Origin of the sequence: Bradyrhizobium erythrophlei (assembly GCF_042430365.1) — a bacterium.
Classification (GTDB): Bacteria; Pseudomonadota; Alphaproteobacteria; order Rhizobiales; family Xanthobacteraceae; genus Bradyrhizobium; species Bradyrhizobium erythrophlei.
On record NZ_JBHMET010000142.1, the window covers coordinates 25539 to 44175 of the forward strand.

The window sequence follows — 18637 nt, forward strand, 5'->3', positions numbered from 1 at the left end:
CTCTTCCGGATCATGCTCTGGTCGCCCGCCGTTGCCCGGCGTGGTCGATCCTTCATTGTCCAAAACTTAACCGTAAATTCTTGACGAGAAGTTTTCGCAGGATCGTGCGCGATGTCCCGATCCATCAGGGCCTTTGACTGTGCGCCAAAAGCAACAGGGCCGGCGCTTGCGGCGACGGCCCTCGCGATGTCGGATGATCCGATCGATCAGTTGCGAACGGTGATGCAGGAGATCTCGGCGCGCTTCAGCGTGCGGCACACGGCTTCGGCCTGATCGCGCTCGAGGCCGGCGAAGCGGGCCCGGTAGAGCTTGCGATTGTCCTTGGCCACGACTTCGGTGAACGGATCGGCCTTGCTGAGCATGCCGCGGGCCGAATTGCGGGCGAGGTCGATGCGCTGCTTGGCTTCGCCTTCGGTTTCCAGTGCGCCGACCTGGATGATCCAGCCGGAGTGGGTCACTGCCGCAGCAGGCTTGGCGGCGCTGGTCGGGGCAGGCGCCTGGCTGCGCGTGGGTTCGATCGCTGCCATGGCCTGCGGCGCGGCCGGGGCGGGCGCCTGCACGCTCGAGGCCGGCAGCACGCCGAGGATGCCGTTGCCGGTGCCAAAATTGGCCGGCTGCGGCGGCATCTCGGGCTTGCTGGTCTCTGCGGCCCGCGCCATCACCGCGTTGGAGGTCTCTGCGACTTCGGCGCGGGGCGGGATCGTGGCGGTGATCGGGGGAGCGGGCTGGGCCGGACCGGCGGCGGCGAGCTTGATCTGGCCGGCCTTGACCTGCACGGTCTTCACCTTCACCGGCTTCATCGGCTCCGCCGAGCCGGGGATCGCCGCGATCGGCTGGGTCTGGATCACACCGCTGGTCAGCGGCGCGGGCTCGGGTTTGGCCTGCGGCTCGGGTCTGGCGGGCAGCGGCGGCAGGGAGGCGGCCGCAGCCGCCATCAACGAGGCCTTCTGGGCCGAGCGCGGCGCCTGCATCGCGACCGCAGCGGGTTCGGACGTGGCCATGGGGCTGCCGGCCGGTGCGGCTTCGACGCTACGGGTCGCGGCATCCGCGACCTCGATGCTCGCGTCGCCGTTACGCTCGGTGATGGCGGCAGCGGTGCGCGTGGTTGCGGCCTTTTCGAGGTTCTCGGCGAGCAGGTTGCGCATGATGGCATCGCGCGAGCCGCCGCTGCGGCCGCCAAGCACCACTCCGACCAGGTGACGATTGCCGCGATGCATCGAGCTCACGAGGTTGAAGCCGGAAGCGTGGGTATAGCCGGTCTTGATGCCGTCGATGCCCTCGACGTTGCCGAGCAGGCGGTTGTGGTTGCGGATCGCCTGGCCGCGATAATTGAACACCGAGGTCGCGAAGTAGCGATAGTAGCGCGGGAACCGATCCTGGATCGCGCGGCCCAGCGTCGCCTGGTCCCGCGCCGTCGTCACCTGCTCGTCGTTCGGCAGGCCCGAGGCGTTGCGATAGACCGTCTTGCTCATGCCGAGCGCGCGCGCCTTGCGCGTCATCATCTTGGCGAAATCGTCTTCGCTGCCGCCAATCGTCTCCGCGATCACGACGGCGGCGTCGTTGGCCGAGCGGGTGACGAGGCCCTTGATGGCGTCCTCGACCCTGATGGTGTGGCCGGGCCGCAGGCCAAGCTTGGTCGGCGCCTGTTCGGAGGCGTGCTCCGACACGTCCATCTCCGAGTCGAGCTTGATCTTGCCGGCATCGAGACGCTCGAACAGCAGATAGAGCGTCATGATTTTGGTCAGCGAGGCGGGGTGGCGGAGGCCGTCGGGGCTGTTGGCGGTCAGCACTGCGCCGGAATTGCCGTCAACGATGATCGAGGCGAACTGCGGGCTGTAGCTCTCGCGCGCCTCCTGGCTGTGGTGATGGCGGGCGTAGTGGCGATGCCGGTGACGGCGCGCTTCGGCGCTGTCGCTGGTGATCAGGATCGCGCTGGTAAAGGTAACGAGCCCGAGAACGCCAACTCGCAGCGCGCGCGAGGAAGCCAAGGTTGTGCGAAGCATTTACTTCCCCGTCCCAATTTCTATCTAGATCACCGGCTCGTGAGGCGAAATTGTGCCCGACGGCCGCCGATCCTTGCCTGCGCAACATCCAATCCGGGCTGGTTCTGACACCCCGGCGGCCGCTCAGGTCGCTGTTCTAGCTAAGATGCTGTTCACAAACGGTTTTCATGCCGTCTGTCGGAAGGCGAACAAAGTCCGGGAATCAGGTTAGGCGGCGCGAGTTTCCAAAAGATTAAGCAACCGTTGCGTAGGACCCCGGGGTTTATCGCAAATGCCCGGAATTGGGGCACGCCACTTGTGCGTCGCACCATATTTCTTGACTTTATTGTGCAGTGCACTATGCTCGCTACCGTCAGGGGGCCGGGAGCTTCCCGGCAGAATGAATTGCATATTCGCGTCTGGGAAAAAGGAACCCCCATCATGGTCAAGATTGAAGACATTCAGAGCTACGGCAAAGAGCACTTTGAATCGGTCGCGGCGTCCGCCAGCAACCTGCAGAGCGGCGTCCAGGCGATCGCCGCCGCCTATGGCGACTATGCCAAGAAGTCGTTCGAGGACACCAAGTCGTTCGTCGAGACGCTGTCCGGCGTGAAGTCGCTCGACAAGGCGCTCGAGGCGCAGACCGAGTTCGTGCGTTCCGCCTACGAGACCTTCGTCTCGGAGTCGCAGAAGATCGCCGGCCTCTACAGCGATTGCGCCAAGCAGACCTTCAAGCCGTTCGAGGGCCTGGTCGCGAAGTTCACGCCGGCCCAGTAACCGGCTTCGAATACTGAAATGAAAAAGCCCGGCCGCATCGGCCGGGCTTTTTTTGCTTGCGCTTTTTTTCCGTGAAACGGGGCGACTACCTCGACAGGCGGAGCTTGCTGAGAGCAGTTCCGATCGAGTTGAACGTCGTGAGGATCTGGGTTGAGCTCGTCAGCATGTAGAACTTATCGGGGCTGCTCGCGCAGTTCTGCAAGACAGTCGAGGTCGGATCGGCGGGCGAACTCGTGTTCACCTGGATCGTGTAGATCGTGTACATCGACGCGCCTTTGGAATCCTTCGCGTTCTTCAGATTTTGGCACTGCAGGGTCTGCCGGGCATCGATCGGATTGCCAGAGGCCTGCGAACCGCCGTCGCCGTAGTCGGGCCAGCGGTCTTGGGTATTCAGACCGTCGGACAGCAGGATAATAACACGGTTGTAGGTGGTGTTGGCGTCCTCGGCCGGTGTGTTCAGGGGGCCGCCCACCAGGAGAGACTGCCATGCCCAGGCCAATCCGACCGACTGGTCGGTGCCGCCGGTCGGCTGCATCGCGTTGACGGCAGTCTTGAGGGCGCTCCAGTTGTAGCTCAGGGGGATGATCGGCTCGAGCGGTGTCGAGGCGCTGCTGCTGCAAAAGGCGTTGTTACCCCAGGTGTCGTAATACTCGTTGGCCGGAAACAACGTCGTGACGTCGGATAACGCCGGCAGCACGCCCGTCGCATCGTTGGGCTGGGTGCGGTCCGCGACGCAGCCGGTCCAGGTGCTGATCGGGTTGGTGGAAGGCTGGCGCCAGTCATTTGCGACCCCGACGGCGTTGGGAGTCCAGATGTGGTCCTTGTTAGTTGCGCTACTGTTGTCCTTGAATCCGACGACGGCGGACACCCTGGGTTGACCCGGATTGTCTGTCAGGTCGTTGGGACCAGGCTGTGTCCAGTTGTGAACGTAGGTCAATCCGGTACAGGACCTGCCGGTGCCGCTGCCACTGCAACTGCAACCCGAGACGTTGGAACCCGAGGAGTTCTTTGGGCAACTACAGTTCGAGCTTCCGCTGCAGAATGTCTCCGTCAGACCGGTCGGTTCGCTGCTCCAGCAGCCGTTGTACTTTGCCTGGGTGTTGTAATCGGCGGTCGGGCAAATGGGATTTTTGACGGTTGCGCCGTTGACCGTAATCGTCGTCGACGGAATCGTTGAGGTGGTCGAACTGTTGCTTGCGGTGGGACCGGTTTTGCAAACGAAGCCACCGTTTGCGCTACCATTGGTGTTGCCAATGCTGTTGTTGAACGGGCACTTCGCGCCAGGTCCCACGGCATGCCAGTTGATGGGAAGCGTCGCCTGACTCTGGCCGTTGTTGGGCTGGGTCGTGGGCGGATTTAGCCAGTCGGTCCAGTCGATCCAGCTCTGGCCGGAGTTGCTGGAGCCGACATTGACGTCCTTTGCGAACGGGATGACGGAAATATAGACGTCACCGTTGTTCTTGCTGAGCGCGCTGAGCTGGTCGATCAGGCCGCCGCTCCCGGCCACCGCGTTTCGCAGCGCGGTAATCTTGCCGTCCTGGGCCATCGATCCCGTGTTGTCGTGAGCGAGGGCGACGCGCATCTTGACATTGCCCCAGGTGGTGGTCGTCGAGGTGCCGAAATTCAGCGTGTCGAAATTGCCGCCAGACGGCAGGAAATTGGCAAACTTCATGAAATAGGTGTTGATGTAGCCGGACCCGCTCAGGAGAATGGTCGCCGCGGTGCTCGCGGTGGGGGTCGTGTAGGTGGCCGTGACGGTAATGCCCTGGCCGTCCTTGTTGGTGAACAGCCCGTTGAAATAGGCCTGTGCCTTGGCCGGGATCTGCGAGGACGTGATGTTGCCCATGGTTAGGTCCTTGGACAGCATCAGCGCGGCGGAATCGAGGGCCGCCTGCATCGAGGAGCGGGCGCTGTTGGCGCGGGTATAGTCGACCGCCGCACCCATGAAGGCGAGGATCGGCAGGATAGCGAGGGTGTAGATCACCGCGACATTGCCGTCGGTCGCCCTGGAAAACCGGCGGACAGCCGTGCGGATGCGATTGGAAATGGCTGAGCCAAGCATTTGCGCTCTCGGCGAGATGGATTGCGCGGCCATCTCGACGAGGGCGACTAAACAGACGATGAATCGGTCTGCGGAAACCCCCGCAAAAACCCGGGCAAGGGATCAAAAGGAAGGCAAAGCGCGCGCTATCCTGAATGCCCTCTAAATTGAATGCCCCTGTCCTTTGTCAAATCAGGCAGAAATGATTAACCTTGCCGAGGTTGCCGCGCCGGGATTCGGGGTGAGGCGGGGCCAGCTCCGCGCGAGGCTTCTGCGCTTGCGGCAGGCCTTGGTCGGGCCCATATTTGGGTGGCCGATCCAGCCGCTGGATCGGTCCGGGAGCGGCAATCTGGAGAGCGTTGCTGGAAGTTCCGCGATGACTGCTGTGGCAATCGCGAAACGGCCCTGATGCGCCAACCGGTTTCCCCTGGGGAATTTGAACGCCTGAGCCATGTTGCGATCCACGTCCACATCACTTTCGTCCGAGCCGGTTTCCTCCAAGCCGGCGGGTTCGACCGCCCCAGCTCCCCGACTGAGCAACGACGAGAACCGCAATGGCGGGACCGGCGGCCCGTCGACCTCAGTCATCACCAAGGTCAAGCCGAAGACCAAGCGTCCGAACCTCTACCGGGTCCTGATCCTGAACGACGACTACACCCCGATGGAGTTCGTCGTTCACGTGCTGGAGAAGTTCTTCAACAAGGACGCCGAGGCGGCGACCAAGATCATGCTCCACGTCCACCATCATGGGATCGGGGAGTGCGGCGTGTTCACCTACGAGATCGCCGAGACCAAGGTGACGCAGGTGATGGATTTCGCCCGCAAGCACCAGCATCCGCTGCAATGCGTGATGGAAAAGAAGTAGTTCGCAAGTCACGGTCGGCCCGGCGTATCCGCGGAACGGGTCTTGCATCGATGTTCGCGACGGAGACGAACGGCATCCCCGCATGATTGCGGGGAGGGTTGCGTGACGTCGCGGCGTGGCGCCGGAAATTTAGAGGAAAACCAGCATTTAAGGGCCGGTCTTTCGCCACGATCCGACGTCACTATATGACAGGGGATGACGAAGGTTGCTGTTGCCTGACCGGGTAATGGCGATCATGATGGCCGGGGGCCATAGAGGACGCGAATGCCAACTTTTTCCCAAAGCCTTGAACAATCCCTGCATCGTGCGCTGGCGATTGCTAACGAGCGCCACCATCAATACGCGACGCTTGAACACCTTCTGCTGTCGCTGATCGATGACTCGGATGCGGCGGCGGTGATGCGGGCCTGCAGCGTCGATCTCGACAAGCTGAGGACCAGCCTCGTCAACTATCTCGAGACCGAATTCGAAAACCTGGTGACCGACGGCGCCGACGACGCGAAGCCGACGGCCGGGTTCCAGCGCGTGATCCAGCGCGCGGTGATCCATGTGCAATCGTCCGGTCGCGAGGAGGTGACCGGTGCCAATGTGCTGATCGCGATCTTCGCCGAGCGCGAGAGCCACGCCGCGTATTTCTTGCAGGAGCAGGACATGACGCGTTACGACGCCGTCAACTACATCAGCCATGGCATCGCCAAGCGCCCCGGCGTCTCCGAGGCGCGGCCGGTGCGCGGCGTCGACGAGGAGACCGAGACCAAGGGCAACGAGGACTCCAAGAAGAAGGGCGAGGCGCTCGAGACCTATTGCGTCAACCTCAACAAGAAGGCGCGTGACGGCAAGATCGATCCGGTGATCGGCCGCAACGCCGAGATCAACCGCGCGATCCAGGTGCTGTGCCGCCGGCAGAAGAACAACCCGCTGTTCGTCGGCGACGCCGGTGTCGGCAAGACCGCGATCGCCGAGGGCCTCGCCAAGCGCATCGTCGACAGCGAGGTGCCGGAAGTTCTGGCCGCGGCGACCGTGTTCTCGCTCGACATGGGCACGCTGCTTGCGGGCACCCGCTATCGCGGCGATTTCGAAGAGCGGTTGAAGCAGGTGCTGAAGGAGTTGGAGGCGCATCCCAACGCCATCCTGTTCATCGACGAGATCCACACCGTGATCGGGGCGGGCGCCACCTCCGGCGGCGCGATGGACGCGTCCAATCTGCTGAAGCCCGCGCTCGCCGCAGGCAACATCCGCTGCATGGGCTCGACGACCTACAAGGAATATCGCCAGCATTTCGAGAAGGACCGCGCTTTGGTGCGGCGCTTCCAGAAGATCGACATCAACGAGCCGACGGTGGAAGACGCGATCGCGATCCTCAAGGGCCTGAAGCCCTATTTCGAGGACTACCATCGCCTGAAATACACCAATGAGGCGATCGAGGCTGCCGTGCAGCTCTCCTCGCGCTACATCCACGACCGCAAGCTGCCCGACAAGGCGATCGACGTGATCGACGAGTCCGGCGCGGCGCAGATGCTCGTCGCCGAGAGCAAGCGCAAGAAGACGATCGGCATCAAGGAGATCGAGACCACGATCGCGACCATGGCGCGGATCCCGCCGAAGAGCGTGTCGAAGGACGATGCCGAGGTGCTGAAGCATCTCGAGCAGACCCTCAAGCGCACGGTGTTCGGCCAGGACAAGGCGATCGAAGCGCTGGCTGCATCGATCAAGCTCTCGCGGGCCGGCTTGCGCGAGCCGGAGAAGCCGATCGGCAGCTATCTGTTCTCGGGTCCGACCGGCGTCGGCAAGACCGAGGTCGCCAAGCAGCTTGCCGCATCGCTCGGCGTCGAGCTGCTGCGCTTCGACATGTCCGAATACATGGAGCGGCACACCGTGTCGCGCCTGATCGGCGCGCCTCCCGGCTATGTCGGCTTCGACCAGGGCGGCCTGCTCACCGATGGCGTGGACCAGCATCCGCATTGCGTTGTGCTGCTCGACGAGATCGAGAAGGCGCATCCGGATCTCTACAACGTGCTGCTGCAGATCATGGATCACGGCCGGCTCACCGACCACAACGGCAAGCAGGTCAACTTCCGCAACGTGATCCTGATCATGACCACGAATGCGGGCGCCGCCGATCTTGCGCGCCAGGCGTTCGGCTTCACCCGCTCGAAGCGGGAAGGCGACGACCACGAGGCGATCAACCGGCAGTTCGCGCCGGAGTTCCGCAACCGGCTGGACGCGATCGTCTCCTTCGCCCACCTCAATGCCGACGTGATCGGCATGGTGGTCGAGAAGTTCGTGCTGCAGCTCGAGGCGCAACTCGCCGACCGCGACGTCACGATCGAGCTGTCCGAGCCCGCCAAGGCCTGGCTGATCGAGCACGGCTATGACGAGCAGATGGGCGCGCGTCCGATGGCGCGCATCATCCAGGAGCACATCAAGAAGCCGCTGGCGGATGAGGTGCTGTTCGGCCAGCTCAAGGGCGGCGGCCACGTCCGCGTCGTGCTGGTCAAGGACGAGGCGACCGGCAAGGACAAGATCGGCTTCGAGTTCGTCGAGGGGCCGGTCACGCCGAAGCCGGAGAAGCTGCCCGGCGCCCGCAAGCGCAAGCCGCCGAAATCCGGTGGCTCGAACGGCGGCGGCTCCAAGGGCCCCGCGTCGCGCGGGCCGCTGGTGAAGGCCTGACGGGCTGACGAATTACCGAAATGGAAAAGGCCGGCTGAAGAGCCGGCCTTTTTCGTTGGCGCCGGCGTCAGACGCGGCCGGCCAGGAAATCCCGCGTTTGCGGATTCATCGGATAGGACAGCTCGATCCGCAGTTCCTGCAGCCCGACGTCCTGCGGCGTGCCGAACGTCGTGATCGTATTGAACAGGTGCAGAACGGTTCCATGGACCTTGAGCTGCAGCGGGATGATCGGAAGTTCGGCGCGCTCGTGATCGTCAGCCGCGAGGTCGCAGCCCGCGGATGGTCCGAACTCCCTGAGCAGCGACGCGGAGGGCGACCGCGGATCGCCGCGTGCTTCGTTGCGAAGTCGGACCAGCAGGCGCGACGCCACCGCCGGCCAGTTCAGGATTCTCGGGCGCATCTGCGACGGCTCGAACATCATGCGCATGAAGTTGAGCGCGCCGTCAGCCGACAGCGCGCCCAGCGTGGCTTCGTCGAAGCAGGCGGCGACCAGCCGCGCCGCGCCGTCATTGTGCATGACGACGCGCCATTGCCGATCGACCACGAACGATGGATAGGGCTCGTGGTGGGTGATGATGCGCGTGAGCGCCTCGCGCACGCTCGCCATTTCCGCAACATCGAGCGATCGTTCCGGATAAAGCGCAGCATAGCCGGCCGACGCCAGCAGCTCGTTGCGCGCGCGTAAGGGGATATCCAGCGCATCGCAGAGCCGGATCAACATGTCGCGGCTCGGCAGCGTGCGGCCGGACTCCACAAAGCTGAGATGGCGCTGCGAAATATTGGCGCTGATCGCGAGGCTGAGCTGGCTCTCTCGTCGCCGCGCCCGCCATTCGCTCAAGCGTGCGCCGACGTGATCTGCCTGCAGCGGTTGCCGTCGCTTGCGTTCCGTCATGCCCGCGATCCTGTTCCTGCCGGCGGGCGGGTCCAATTACCCGCCGGGTAATTGCACGAGTTACGTGAGCAGCAATAGTGAATGAGAAAGGCGCCCCAGATAGTCCGGAGCGATGCAATGCTGAAGCCGAAGATCCTGGTCACCGGAGCGACGGGCAAGACCGGCATGCCGACCGCGCTCGGGCTCGCGGAGAAGGGCTTTCCGGTGCGTGCGCTGGTCCGCCGGGACGACGCGCGCGCGGCGCTGTTGCGGGGCAGGGGCGTCGAAATCGTCGTGGGCTCGCTGGAGAGTCTGCGCGACCTCGAACAGGCCATGACGGGCGTAAAGCGCGCCTATTTCTGTCCACCGCTCGAACCCGGCACGCTGCGGCGCGCGGTGCTGTTTGCGGCGGCTGCGCGGGAGGCCCGGCTCGAGGCCGTGGTGCAGCTCAGCCAATGGGTGGCCGATGCAAGCCATCCCGCGGTGCATGCACGCGAGAAATGGCTGACCAACCATATGCTGTCGTGGATGCCGGATATCGGCATCGTCACAGTGCAACCGGGCTGGTTCGCGGACAATTACTTCGCCGTGATCGGGCAGGCGGCCCAGTTCGGGCTGTTCGGCCTGCCGCTGGGGCACGGCTCGAACGCGCCGCCGTCCAACGAGGACATCGCGCGGGTCATTGTGGCTTGCCTGGCCGAGCCGGCGCCGCATATCGGCAAGGCGTACCGGCCGACCGGCCCCCGGCTGCTGGCGCCCGGCGACATCGCCGAACTGATGGGCGCGGCACTCGGCCGTGCCGTGAGGTACCAGGACGTGCCGCTGGCAATGTTTCTGAAGGCTGCCGTATCGCTCGGGCTATCCGAGTTCGTGATCTCCCAATTGTACTGGTTTCTGCAGGACTATCAGGCCAACGCGTTCGGCGTCGGTGCGCCGACCGGCGTCGTCGAGGACGTCGCCGGGGTGATGCCGGAGGACTTTCTCACCATCGCGAGGCGCTACGTCAGGGCGTCGCCATTGGCGGAGCGCGGAATAGCGGGGGCGTTGCGGGAAACCGGCGGCTTGCTGGCTGCGCTGCTCGCGCGCAAACCCGACATCAGGCGGATCGAAGCGCGCTTGGGCGCCCCTCAGATCGAGGGCTTCGTGCTCGCGCGCGAGTCCGAGGCCTGGACGGCGACCCATGCCTGACGGCGGCGAGGTAGCGTTCAGCCTTCGCCGAGCAATTCCTTGATCCGGCGCTGCAGCTGGCGCTTCTTGATCTCGCTCTGGCGCAGCCGCTCGTCGAGGTCGCTGACCGGCGTGTCCGAGGTCATGATGCGGAAGGCGAGCCCGACCTTGTTAGCTTGGCGCCAGATCAGCCGCGCGAGGAACGAGCGGCCCTTGCGCGCGATGGTCAGGTTCATCTCGGGAGGCAGCTTTGCCGTCGGGGCGATTTCCACGCAGGCGCCGTGCTCGCTGATGTTGCGCACGACGCAATCCATCGTCGAGCCGCGCTCCTTGATCTCGGCGACGCCGCCATAGAGCACCTTGTCGCGCGCGTCGTGGCGCCGGTCCTGCATCGGAAATTCCTCCAAATGAACGGAACCGACTGTATCGGGATGTGGCGCGAAAAGAAGGTCACCGGCAGAGGCTGTTGCCGTTAACGTAAACCGATCGCCGTCGGGACGGTGCGGATTTCCGGTCAGTTTTCGCAGTGCGCAAGCGCCGCAATCAGTTCGGCAGCCGGCTGTGCCGCCAATCCCGCGGCGACAGGCCGTAATGCTCGCGGAACACCCGGCCGAAATGCGACAGATCGTTGAAGCCCCAGGCGAAGGCGATTTCACCGATATGGCGGTGGGCGTGCGCGGGCGAGGCGAGGTCGCGCTTGCAGTGCTCGAGCCGCTGCGCCAGCACGAAGCGCTGGAACGAGGTCGCTTCGTCGGCGAACAGGCTGTTGACGTAGCGCGGCGAGATGCCGAGCGCGGCGGCGGTCTCGGCCAGGCCGAGGTCGGGATTGGCGAGATGCGCCGCGACATGCGCCTTCAGCCGGTACAACAGCGCCGAGCGGTGGGTCGAGGACGGCAGGGCGCTGGTGCCGAGCCGTTCGCTCATGGCCATCGCGACGAGGTCGGCGGCCTGATCGGTGAGGCGGATCGCCGTGTCCTGATCGAGCCGGTCGGCAATGTCGGCGAGCCCCGCGATGAACTGCCAGGCGAGCCGCTCCACCGGGCGGTCCGGCGTGAACGCTGTCGCTGTGAGGCTCTGGGTGCCGGCAAAGCGCCGGTGCAGCACCTCGCGCGGCACCTGGAAGATGGTCTGGGCGAAGTCGTCGTTGAAGCGCAGCTCATAGGGCCGCGTCGTGTCGTAGAACGCGAACTCGCCCGGCTGGATCACGGTCTCGCGGCCGTCCTGCAGCACGGCGCCGACGCCCTGCCGGCCGAGCGCGATCAGGATGAAGTCCTCGCTCGCACGTGAAATCCGCGACGGCGTGCGGAACACGCGCTGCCGGCTCGACGAGACGGTCGAGCACTTCGCCGGGCCAAGTTGCGACGAGGTGATGGCGCCGTGGAAGGCGGAGCCGAGGTCGGACCTGCAGTCGAGCTGCACAAAGACGTCGCAGACGATGTCTTGCCAGAGCGCGAGGCGCCGATGCGTGGGCGCGTTGTCCGTTGTGAACAGGGCCGGCATGACTTCCTCCCTCCACGGGTCAAAACGTGAGCCACGCGGGTCATTGAGCGACTGAAGCCAAAAGCAAGGTTCGTACCGGATGGCAGCGGGCGCGTGTGGTCCGGCAGTCGAATTTTCCTTCCGTCCTGGTCGAACGGCGCCGCCGGTTCCGGGGCAGCATGATGTCAGAGGCCGACCGGGCCGATCAAGTGCTGAAACGGCCGCGCGGCCGGCGGCGAGGAGGGAACATCATGGGCATTCAACATCCGAAATATCGCGTCGCGGTGGTGCAGGCGGCGCCGGCCTGGCTCGACCTCGAGGCGTCGGTCAGCAAGACCATCGCGCTGATCGAGGAGGCCGCCGCCAAGGGCGCCAAGCTGATCGCCTTCCCCGAGGCCTTCATCCCCGGCTATCCCTGGTACATCTGGCTGGATTCGCCGGCCTGGGCGATCGGCCGCGGCTTCGTGCAACGCTATTTCGACAATTCGCTCAGCTATGACAGCGCGCAGGCGGAACGCTTGCGGCTCGCGGTGAAGAAGGCCGGCATCACCGCGGTGCTCGGCCTGTCCGAGCGCGACGGTGGCAGCCTCTACCTCGCGCAATGGCTTGTTAGCCCCGACGGCGAGACCATTGCGAAGCGGCGCAAGCTGCGGCCGACCCATGCGGAGCGCACCGTCTATGGCGAGGGCGATGGCAGCGACCTTGCGGTGCATGACCGTCCCGGCATCGGCCGGCTCGGCGCGCTGTGCTGCTGGGAGCATCTGCAGCCGCTGTCGAAATACGCGATGTACGCCCAGAACGAGCAGGTGCATGTCGCGGCCTGGCCGAGCTTCTCGCTGTACGATCCGTTCGCGCCGGCGCTCGGCTGGGAGGTCAACAATGCGGCCTCGCGCGTCTATGCCGTCGAGGGCTCGTGCTTCGTGCTCGCGCCCTGCGCCACCGTCTCGCAGGCAATGATCGACGAGCTCTGCGACCGCGACGACAAGCACGCGCTGCTGCATGTCGGCGGCGGCCATGCCGCGATCTTCGGCCCCGACGGCAGCTCGATCGCGGAAAAGCTTCCGCCCGACCAGGAGGGCCTCCTGGTCGCCGACATTGATCTCGGCGCGATCGGGATCGCGAAGAATGCCGCCGATCCGGCCGGGCACTATTCGCGGCCCGACGTCACGCGGCTCCTGCTCAACAAGAAGCCCTCGAAGCGCGTCGAGCATTTTGCGCTGCCGCTCGACACGTTCGCGGGCGAGGAGGTCGATGCGGCCGCAAGCTGATCAGCAACAGACGACATCCAACCGGAGGCGACTGCCATGGAATCCGCCATCCCAGCCCATTTGCAGACCGCGCGGTCCCGTCATCGGCGCGTGCCGGACGATTACAAACCGCCTTATCCGTCGTTCGTCGCGCGCCATAAGCCCGCGGTCACCCGCGTGATCATGGCCTATTTCGGGGTGCAGTATCGCGGCGAGCCGACCGCGGCAGTGGCCGAGGCGCTGGCGCAGATCGCCGCGCGCTTTGCGGCCGACAATGGCCCCTTGCATTGGGACCGGGCGCGATATGTCGATCAGGCCGGCTTTACCAACGTGGTGTCGGTTGCCTATTGGGACAGTGCGTCGCGCTTCGATGCCTGGTTTGATCAGGCGCGCGAGGCCTGGACCGGCGGCGGAGAGGGGAGTGGCGTCGGTTGCTTCATCGAGGTGCTGCGGCCGCATGTCGAGCGCTATGAGACGCTGTTCTCCTCGCTCGACCGGCCGGAAGGCGTCGCCATCCTCGCCGAAGCGATGAGCGGGGAGGTGCAGGAGCACGCCTATTGGGGCGGCATGCGCGACCGGATTCCGCTGTCGCAAACCAGTGACATGGCACCAAGCGGCGAGCCGCGCGCTGTCAGAGACGGCGCGCGCATCCGTGTCGTCGCGCATGACAATCTCTGCCTGATCCGCTCCGGGCAGGACTGGAGCGACACCGAGGCGTCGGAGCGCAAGATGTATCTCGACGATGTCGAGCCGGTGCTGCGCGAGGGCATGGACTTCCTGCGCGACGACGGCGGGCCGATCGGCTGCTACGCCAACCGCTACATGCGCGTCGTCGACGCCGACGGCCGCGACATCGAAAAATCCTACGGCCAGAGCTGGTGGAGGAGCCTCGCTGCGCTCGAGCGCTGGGCGGAATCGCATCCGACCCATGTCAGAATCTTCGGCGCGGCGATGAAATATCTGTCGACGCTCGGGCCGAGCGCCAAGCTAAGGCTGTATCACGAGGTCACGGTCGCCGCCGCGGACGAGCAGTTCTTCGAATATCTCAACTGTCACCCGCAGACCGGCATGCTCGCCGCCGTCGCGACGCCGAGTGCTCCCTAGGCGACGCGCAAGCCCTTGGCGATCTCCTTCTGGGCGTCGAACTCGCGGCGCAGCCGCGCCAGCTCGTCGGCGCTGAGTGCCTCGGCGTTGCTGTAGTCGCGCTTCCAGGAATGATCGTCACTCCAGCGCAGCGGCGAGTGCACCGTGGTTTGCGGTCCCGGTGCCGATTCCAGAACGCGCAGCGCGAGCTCCAGCGTCAAGGCCTGCGAGGCGACGTCGTGCGGCTTGCCTGCGGAATTGCCCAGCGGGAAATCGGAGAACAGGAAGCGCGGCACGGCGGCGTGCTCGACGATGTCCTTGGCGCAGCCCATCACGACGTTGGGGATGCCGTTCGCCTCGAGATGCCGCGCCACCAGGCTGACGGTCTGGTGACACACCGGGCAGTTCGGAACCAGCACCGCGGCATCGACATTGTCGGCGCGACATCGCGCGAGGATGTCAGGCGCATCGGTCTCGATGGTGACGCGGTGGCTGCGGTTGGTCGGTGCGCCGAAGAAGTGCGGCGCGACGTCGCCGATCCGGCCCTCCGCGGCGAGCCGTTTGAGCTGCGCCAGCGGGAACCAGGTGCCGCTGTCGGTCGCCGAGGTGTGCACGCGGTCATAGGCGATGTGGGAAATCCGCAAATCGTGCGGCTTTGACGTGTCGCCGTCATAGACCGAATAGAACTTGGCGCCGCCGTTATATTTCGCACCCGGGCCCTGGTCACCCTTGGCGGGATCGAACGGGGCCGCGGTCGTGATGATCGCGATCCGGGATTGGGCGAGCGGCTTCTTCAGCGGCTGGAACGGCGCCGAGGTGTGGTGCGCCCAGCGGTAGGGCGTGGTGTAGCCGATCGCCGCATAGTAGTCGCGGGTGCGCTTCATGTAGCCGATCGGCGCGTCGTCGTCGGGCGCGAAGCCGAGTTGATCGTCGGACGGTGCGGCCATTTTGCGCTCCCTTATGCGCGCCATCATTATCAGCAATAGCTAGACTAGGCGCCTGCGGTGTCAAGCCGCGCCGCGCGGGAACAGACTTGCAATGCGAACAGGCCTTTGCGCCGGATTGGGCATGCTTGCGATGCTGTCGTCGCTATCAGGCGTCGGCGCGGCGGAGGCGCCGTCGGCGGGGACCGGGATCGCCCGTCCGAGCGTCGAGGAGCTCTGGATATCACAGGAGAAACCCGCCGACAGCGCCCGCGAGAGCGATACCCGCGAGGCGATGTGCCTGATGATCGAGTCGGCGGCGCGGGCCAACGACCTGCCGCTCGAATTCTTTGCCCGCGTGATCTGGCAGGAAAGCCGCTTCCAGGCCGACGCGGTCGGGCCCGTCACCCGCAGCGGCCAGCGCGCGCAGGGGATTGCGCAGTTCATGCCCTATACCGCCAGCGAGCGCGGGCTGCTCGATCCCTTCAATCCGGTGCAGGCGCTGCCGAAATCGGCCGAGTTCTTGAGCGAGCTGCGCAGCCAGTTCGGCAATCTGGGCCTCGCCGCCGCGGCCTATAATGCCGGGCCGCGCCGGATCCAGGAGTGGCTTGCCGGCACCGGCACCATGCCGCAGGAGACCCGCGCGTACGTGTTTGCGATCACCGGCTCGAGCGTCGACGACTGGGCCGCCGCCGGCCGCACCGGCAAGAGCCTTGCGCGCACGCCGACCTCGAGCTGCCGCGAGCTGATGGCGCTGTTGAAGCGCGCGCCCAATCCGTTCGTCACCCAGCTCGAGCAGCACATCACGCTCTCGGCGGCCAAGCTCTGGGGCGTGCAGCTCGCCGCCGGCTTCAGCCGCGACAAGGCGCTCGCAATGTATGCCCGCGCCATCAAGCGCCTCTCGGCCGTGATCGGCGACCAGGATCCGAGCCTGCTGTCCTCGCGGCTGCGCAGCCGCGGCAGCGCGACCTTCTATCAGGTGCGCATCGGCGCCGACACGCGCCCCGAGGCCGATGGTCTCTGCAACCGCATCCGCAAGGCGGGTGGGGCGTGCTTTGTGCTGAAGAACAGGGTGTGACTTCGTAGATCCCGTAGCCCGGATGAAGCGAAGCGAAATCCGGGGCCACTCTTGCAACTGGTGAGAGCTGCCCCGGATTGCGCTTCGCTCCATCCGGGCTACCAATTATCTCCGCGTCATTGCGAGGAGCTCGCGACAAAATTGCAAAGCAATTTTGCGCTGAAGCGACGAAGCAATCCATCTGCCCACGCGAGCGGAGGAATGGATTGCTTCGCTTCGCTCGCAATGACGATGGGGCTACCAAGGCGCATACCCGTCCTGTGCGCCACCTTGCTTGACCCTGCGTTCCGCGCGCCCTAAGCCGCCAGCGTTCAAACTCACCCCGGCATCCCGTGGCGCTTCCTCCGCTCGATTCTCCGCAATGGCAGACGTCCTTCCGCGCCTTCCTGTGGGGCGCGCGGTCGGTCGGCTCAACCGTGCTGACGATGGTGCTCTTTGCGACCTATCTCGGCATCGGCGCGCTGGCGCATGATTCCGGCTTCTCGCTCGGCTGGACGCTCGCGAGCACCGTGTTCGTCTGGGCCGGGCCGGCGCAGATCATCGTGATCACGACGCTCGGCTCCGGCGCCACCATCCTGCAATCGGCGATCGCGGTCACGGTCAGCGCGATCAGGTTGTTTCCGATGGTGGTGTCGGTGCTGCCGATGATGCGCACCGAGACCACCAAGCGGCGGCAACTGATCCTGGTGGCGCATTTGACGGCCGTAACGCTGTGGGTCGAGTGCTTCCGCTTCCTGCCGCATGTGCCGCGCGATAGGCGGATCGCCTTCATCCACGGGCTTGGCTGCGGGTTGGTGTCGGTGTGCCTGGTCGCCAATACGATCGGCTACACGCTTGCTGCCAACCTTTCGCAATTGCTGGCGGCGGGCATCCTGATGCTGACGCCGCTGGCCTTCCTGCTCTCGACCGCGCGCAACTGCCGGGAGCTCGCCGACGTTATCGCGCTGGTGCTCGGGCTGCTGCTGTTCCCGGTGGCGGCCATGCTGAACAGCGGCGTCGATATCCTGGTCAGCGGTGTTGTCGCCGGCACCATCGCCTACGGCGTGCACAGGGTGAGGGCGGCTGCATGAGCACCTTCATCGGCGATTGGCACGCGCTCGTCATCCTGTTCGTCGCAGGCGTTATCCCCAATCAGATATGGCGCATGCTCGGCCTGTGGTTCGGCGGCGGCATCGACGAGGGCTCCGAGCTCCTGGTCTGGGTGAGGGCGGTCGCGACCGCGATCCTCGCCGGCGTCATCGCACAGATCGTGGTGCAGCCGCCGGGGGCGCTCGCGAGTGTACCGGACTGGCTGCGCTACGGCGCCGTCGTCGCGGGCTTTGCGGTCTTCGTGCTGTCGAGGAAGTCGATCTTCGCTGGGGTGATCGCGGGCGAAATAGTCATGATCGCGGGCAAATACTGGCTCGGCTGATTGCGGTCGCCGTCTAATCCGCTACTCTCGCTCTCCAAGAACAAGAATGGGGAAACGGCATGAACTGGCGGGCGCTATCGGCTTTCATTGTCGGTCTTGTCGCGATGCTGGCCGTCGGGCCGCAAGCGCGCGCCGCCGACTATCCGACGCGCCCGATCAAGCTGGTCGTGCCCTATGCCGCCGGCGGCCCGACCGACGTGCTCGGCCGGCTCGTCGGTGAATATCTCGGGCGTGACCTCAAGCAGCCGGTCATCGTCGAGAACAAGGCCGGCGCGCAGGGCGCGATCGGCGCCGAGGCGGTCGCGCGGTCCGAACCCGACGGCTACACGCTGTTCGTGACGGCGGCCTCGATCTTCGTGCTTAATCCGCAGCTCTACAAGAAGTTGCCCTACGAACCGGCGAAGGATTTCCGGATGCTGGCGCTGATCACCGATGCGCCCGTGATCATGGAGGTGCACCCATCGGTGCCGGCCAAGACCATCGCCGAGTTCGTGGCCTACGCCCGCAACAATCCCGGCAAGCTGAATTTCGGATCGGCCGGCACCGGCGGCACCACCCATCTCGCGGGCGAAATGTTCAGGCAGATGGCCGGCGTCGATCTGGTCCATGTGCCCTACAAGGGCGCAGGTCCCGCGCTCGGCGATTTGCTGTCCGGCAATATCCAGCTGATGTTCGACACGCTCGGCACCGCGCTGCCGCCGGTCAGGTCGGGCCTGCTACGCGCGCTCGGCGTCAGCTCGGCGCAGCGCATCCCCGATCTGCCCGACCTGCCGACGATCGCCGAGAGCGGTTATCCCGATTATGCGGTCAGCGTCTGGTATGGTATCGCAGCGCCGTCGAGAGTGCCCGACGACGTCGCCGACAAGATCAAGGCGAGCCTCGACCGGGGCTTGAACGACCAGGCGTTTCGCGCTTCGCTGGAGAGGATCGGCTTTCCGCCGCTGCGTCCGAAGAGCCTGGCCGAGATCGACACATTCGTTGCGGCCGATCGCGCGCGATGGGCCGACGTGATCAAGGCGCTGAACATATCGTTGGACTGACAC

General features: G+C 65.2%; 16 protein-coding genes. 10 read left to right on the top strand and 6 right to left on the bottom strand.

The window, feature by feature from the left end; all coding sequences use genetic code 11:
• Window positions 1-206 precede the first annotated feature (206 nt).
• Window positions 207-2003 carry a serine hydrolase gene (locus ACFFWD_RS21280; RefSeq protein ID WP_376968445.1) on the bottom strand — a complete coding sequence of 599 codons (1797 nt, stop codon included), beginning with the start codon at window positions 2001-2003 and terminating at the stop codon, window positions 207-209.
• 420 nt (window positions 2004-2423) lie between these two features.
• On the opposite strand from ACFFWD_RS21280, the gene ACFFWD_RS21285 reads away from it, so the two are divergent.
• Window positions 2424-2759 (top strand): phasin family protein, encoded by a 336-nt coding sequence (locus ACFFWD_RS21285; RefSeq protein WP_376968446.1) that lies wholly within the window; start codon window positions 2424-2426, stop codon window positions 2757-2759.
• Between the two features lie 85 nt (window positions 2760-2844).
• Here the strand turns inward: ACFFWD_RS21285 and ACFFWD_RS21290 are convergent, their stop codons facing one another.
• Window positions 2845-4821 carry a TadE/TadG family type IV pilus assembly protein gene (locus ACFFWD_RS21290; protein WP_376968447.1) on the bottom strand — a complete coding sequence of 659 codons (1977 nt, stop codon included), beginning with the start codon at window positions 4819-4821 and terminating at the stop codon, window positions 2845-2847.
• 511 nt (window positions 4822-5332) lie between these two features.
• Between ACFFWD_RS21290 and clpS the strand changes: the two genes are divergently transcribed.
• Both clpS and clpA read left to right on the top strand, forming a co-directional pair.
• Complete coding sequence (clpS, locus tag ACFFWD_RS21295) at window positions 5333-5665, top strand: ATP-dependent Clp protease adapter ClpS (RefSeq protein ID WP_376968495.1); 333 nt, start codon at window positions 5333-5335, stop codon at window positions 5663-5665.
• A 264-nt stretch (window positions 5666-5929) separates the two neighbouring features.
• Entirely contained in the window at window positions 5930-8335 is a 2406-nt protein-coding gene (clpA, locus tag ACFFWD_RS21300) for an ATP-dependent Clp protease ATP-binding subunit ClpA (protein ID WP_376968448.1), read from the top strand.
• 67 nt (window positions 8336-8402) lie between these two features.
• On the opposite strand, the gene ACFFWD_RS21305 is transcribed toward clpA, so the two are convergent.
• A complete protein-coding gene (locus ACFFWD_RS21305; protein ID WP_376968449.1) occupies window positions 8403-9227 on the bottom strand; it encodes a helix-turn-helix domain-containing protein in 825 nt (274 codons plus the stop codon).
• 117 nt (window positions 9228-9344) lie between these two features.
• Here ACFFWD_RS21305 and ACFFWD_RS21310 point away from each other — a divergent pair, with 117 nt between their 5' ends.
• The gene (locus ACFFWD_RS21310) at window positions 9345-10394 is read left to right on the top strand and encodes an NmrA family NAD(P)-binding protein (protein WP_376968450.1); all 1050 of its coding nucleotides are present in this window, start codon (window positions 9345-9347) and stop codon (window positions 10392-10394) included.
• 17 nt (window positions 10395-10411) lie between these two features.
• Here ACFFWD_RS21310 and ACFFWD_RS21315 read toward each other — a convergent pair whose 3' ends face one another.
• Together ACFFWD_RS21315 and ACFFWD_RS21320 are read right to left on the bottom strand one after the other, a co-directional pair.
• Window positions 10412-10765 carry a PilZ domain-containing protein gene (locus ACFFWD_RS21315; RefSeq protein ID WP_376968451.1) on the bottom strand — a complete coding sequence of 118 codons (354 nt, stop codon included), beginning with the start codon at window positions 10763-10765 and terminating at the stop codon, window positions 10412-10414.
• 151 nt (window positions 10766-10916) lie between these two features.
• Window positions 10917-11873 carry an AraC-like ligand-binding domain-containing protein gene (locus ACFFWD_RS21320; protein WP_376968452.1) on the bottom strand — a complete coding sequence of 319 codons (957 nt, stop codon included), beginning with the start codon at window positions 11871-11873 and terminating at the stop codon, window positions 10917-10919.
• 230 nt (window positions 11874-12103) lie between these two features.
• Here ACFFWD_RS21320 and ACFFWD_RS21325 point away from each other — a divergent pair, with 230 nt between their 5' ends.
• Complete coding sequence (locus tag ACFFWD_RS21325) at window positions 12104-13120, top strand: carbon-nitrogen hydrolase family protein (protein ID WP_376968453.1); 1017 nt, start codon at window positions 12104-12106, stop codon at window positions 13118-13120.
• A gap of 36 nt (window positions 13121-13156) precedes the next feature.
• The gene (locus ACFFWD_RS21330; RefSeq protein ID WP_376968454.1) at window positions 13157-14203 is read left to right on the top strand and encodes a phenylacetaldoxime dehydratase family protein; all 1047 of its coding nucleotides are present in this window, start codon (window positions 13157-13159) and stop codon (window positions 14201-14203) included.
• Here ACFFWD_RS21330 and ACFFWD_RS21335 read toward each other — a convergent pair.
• Window positions 14200-15129, bottom strand: coding sequence for a glycine/sarcosine/betaine reductase selenoprotein B family protein (locus ACFFWD_RS21335; RefSeq protein ID WP_376968455.1), 930 nt, complete (start codon window positions 15127-15129; stop codon window positions 14200-14202). The two genes, ACFFWD_RS21330 and ACFFWD_RS21335, sit on opposite strands and share 4 nt — an antisense overlap.
• A 121-nt stretch (window positions 15130-15250) precedes the next feature.
• On the opposite strand from ACFFWD_RS21335, the gene ACFFWD_RS21340 reads away from it, so the two are divergent.
• The 4 genes from ACFFWD_RS21340 to ACFFWD_RS21355 all read left to right on the top strand — a co-directional run bounded on the left by ACFFWD_RS21340 (window position 15251) and on the right by ACFFWD_RS21355 (window position 18634).
• Entirely contained in the window at window positions 15251-16183 is a 933-nt protein-coding gene (locus ACFFWD_RS21340) for a transglycosylase SLT domain-containing protein (RefSeq protein WP_376968496.1), read from the top strand.
• 332 nt (window positions 16184-16515) lie between these two features.
• Window positions 16516-17253 carry an AzlC family ABC transporter permease gene (locus ACFFWD_RS21345; protein WP_376968456.1) on the top strand — a complete coding sequence of 246 codons (738 nt, stop codon included), beginning with the start codon at window positions 16516-16518 and terminating at the stop codon, window positions 17251-17253.
• A complete protein-coding gene (locus tag ACFFWD_RS21350; RefSeq protein ID WP_376968457.1) occupies window positions 17250-17594 on the top strand; it encodes a branched-chain amino acid transport AzlD family protein in 345 nt (114 codons plus the stop codon). The genes ACFFWD_RS21345 and ACFFWD_RS21350 overlap by 4 nt, the downstream gene beginning before the upstream one ends.
• Window positions 17595-17653: 59 nt before the next feature.
• On the top strand, window positions 17654-18634 hold the full coding sequence (locus tag ACFFWD_RS21355) for a Bug family tripartite tricarboxylate transporter substrate binding protein (protein WP_376968458.1): 981 nt from the start codon (window positions 17654-17656) through the stop codon (window positions 18632-18634).
• The last annotated feature ends 3 nt before the right edge of the window (window positions 18635-18637 follow it).

Coding starts and splice junctions, on each gene's coding strand:
- ACFFWD_RS21280 (WP_376968445.1), bottom strand. CDS start 2,003: ATGCTTCGCACAACCTTGGCTTCCTCGCGCGCGCTGCGAGTTGGCGTT.
- ACFFWD_RS21285 (WP_376968446.1), top strand. CDS start 2,424: ATGGTCAAGATTGAAGACATTCAGAGCTACGGCAAAGAGCACTTTGAA.
- ACFFWD_RS21290 (WP_376968447.1), bottom strand. CDS start 4,821: ATGCTTGGCTCAGCCATTTCCAATCGCATCCGCACGGCTGTCCGCCGG.
- clpA (WP_376968448.1), top strand. CDS start 5,930: ATGCCAACTTTTTCCCAAAGCCTTGAACAATCCCTGCATCGTGCGCTG.
- ACFFWD_RS21305 (WP_376968449.1), bottom strand. CDS start 9,227: ATGACGGAACGCAAGCGACGGCAACCGCTGCAGGCAGATCACGTCGGC.
- ACFFWD_RS21310 (WP_376968450.1), top strand. CDS start 9,345: ATGCTGAAGCCGAAGATCCTGGTCACCGGAGCGACGGGCAAGACCGGC.
- ACFFWD_RS21315 (WP_376968451.1), bottom strand. CDS start 10,765: ATGCAGGACCGGCGCCACGACGCGCGCGACAAGGTGCTCTATGGCGGC.
- ACFFWD_RS21320 (WP_376968452.1), bottom strand. CDS start 11,873: ATGCCGGCCCTGTTCACAACGGACAACGCGCCCACGCATCGGCGCCTC.
- ACFFWD_RS21325 (WP_376968453.1), top strand. CDS start 12,104: ATGGGCATTCAACATCCGAAATATCGCGTCGCGGTGGTGCAGGCGGCG.
- ACFFWD_RS21330 (WP_376968454.1), top strand. CDS start 13,157: ATGGAATCCGCCATCCCAGCCCATTTGCAGACCGCGCGGTCCCGTCAT.
- ACFFWD_RS21335 (WP_376968455.1), bottom strand. CDS start 15,129: ATGGCCGCACCGTCCGACGATCAACTCGGCTTCGCGCCCGACGACGAC.
- ACFFWD_RS21340 (WP_376968496.1), top strand. CDS start 15,251: ATGCTTGCGATGCTGTCGTCGCTATCAGGCGTCGGCGCGGCGGAGGCG.
- ACFFWD_RS21350 (WP_376968457.1), top strand. CDS start 17,250: ATGAGCACCTTCATCGGCGATTGGCACGCGCTCGTCATCCTGTTCGTC.
- ACFFWD_RS21355 (WP_376968458.1), top strand. CDS start 17,654: ATGAACTGGCGGGCGCTATCGGCTTTCATTGTCGGTCTTGTCGCGATG.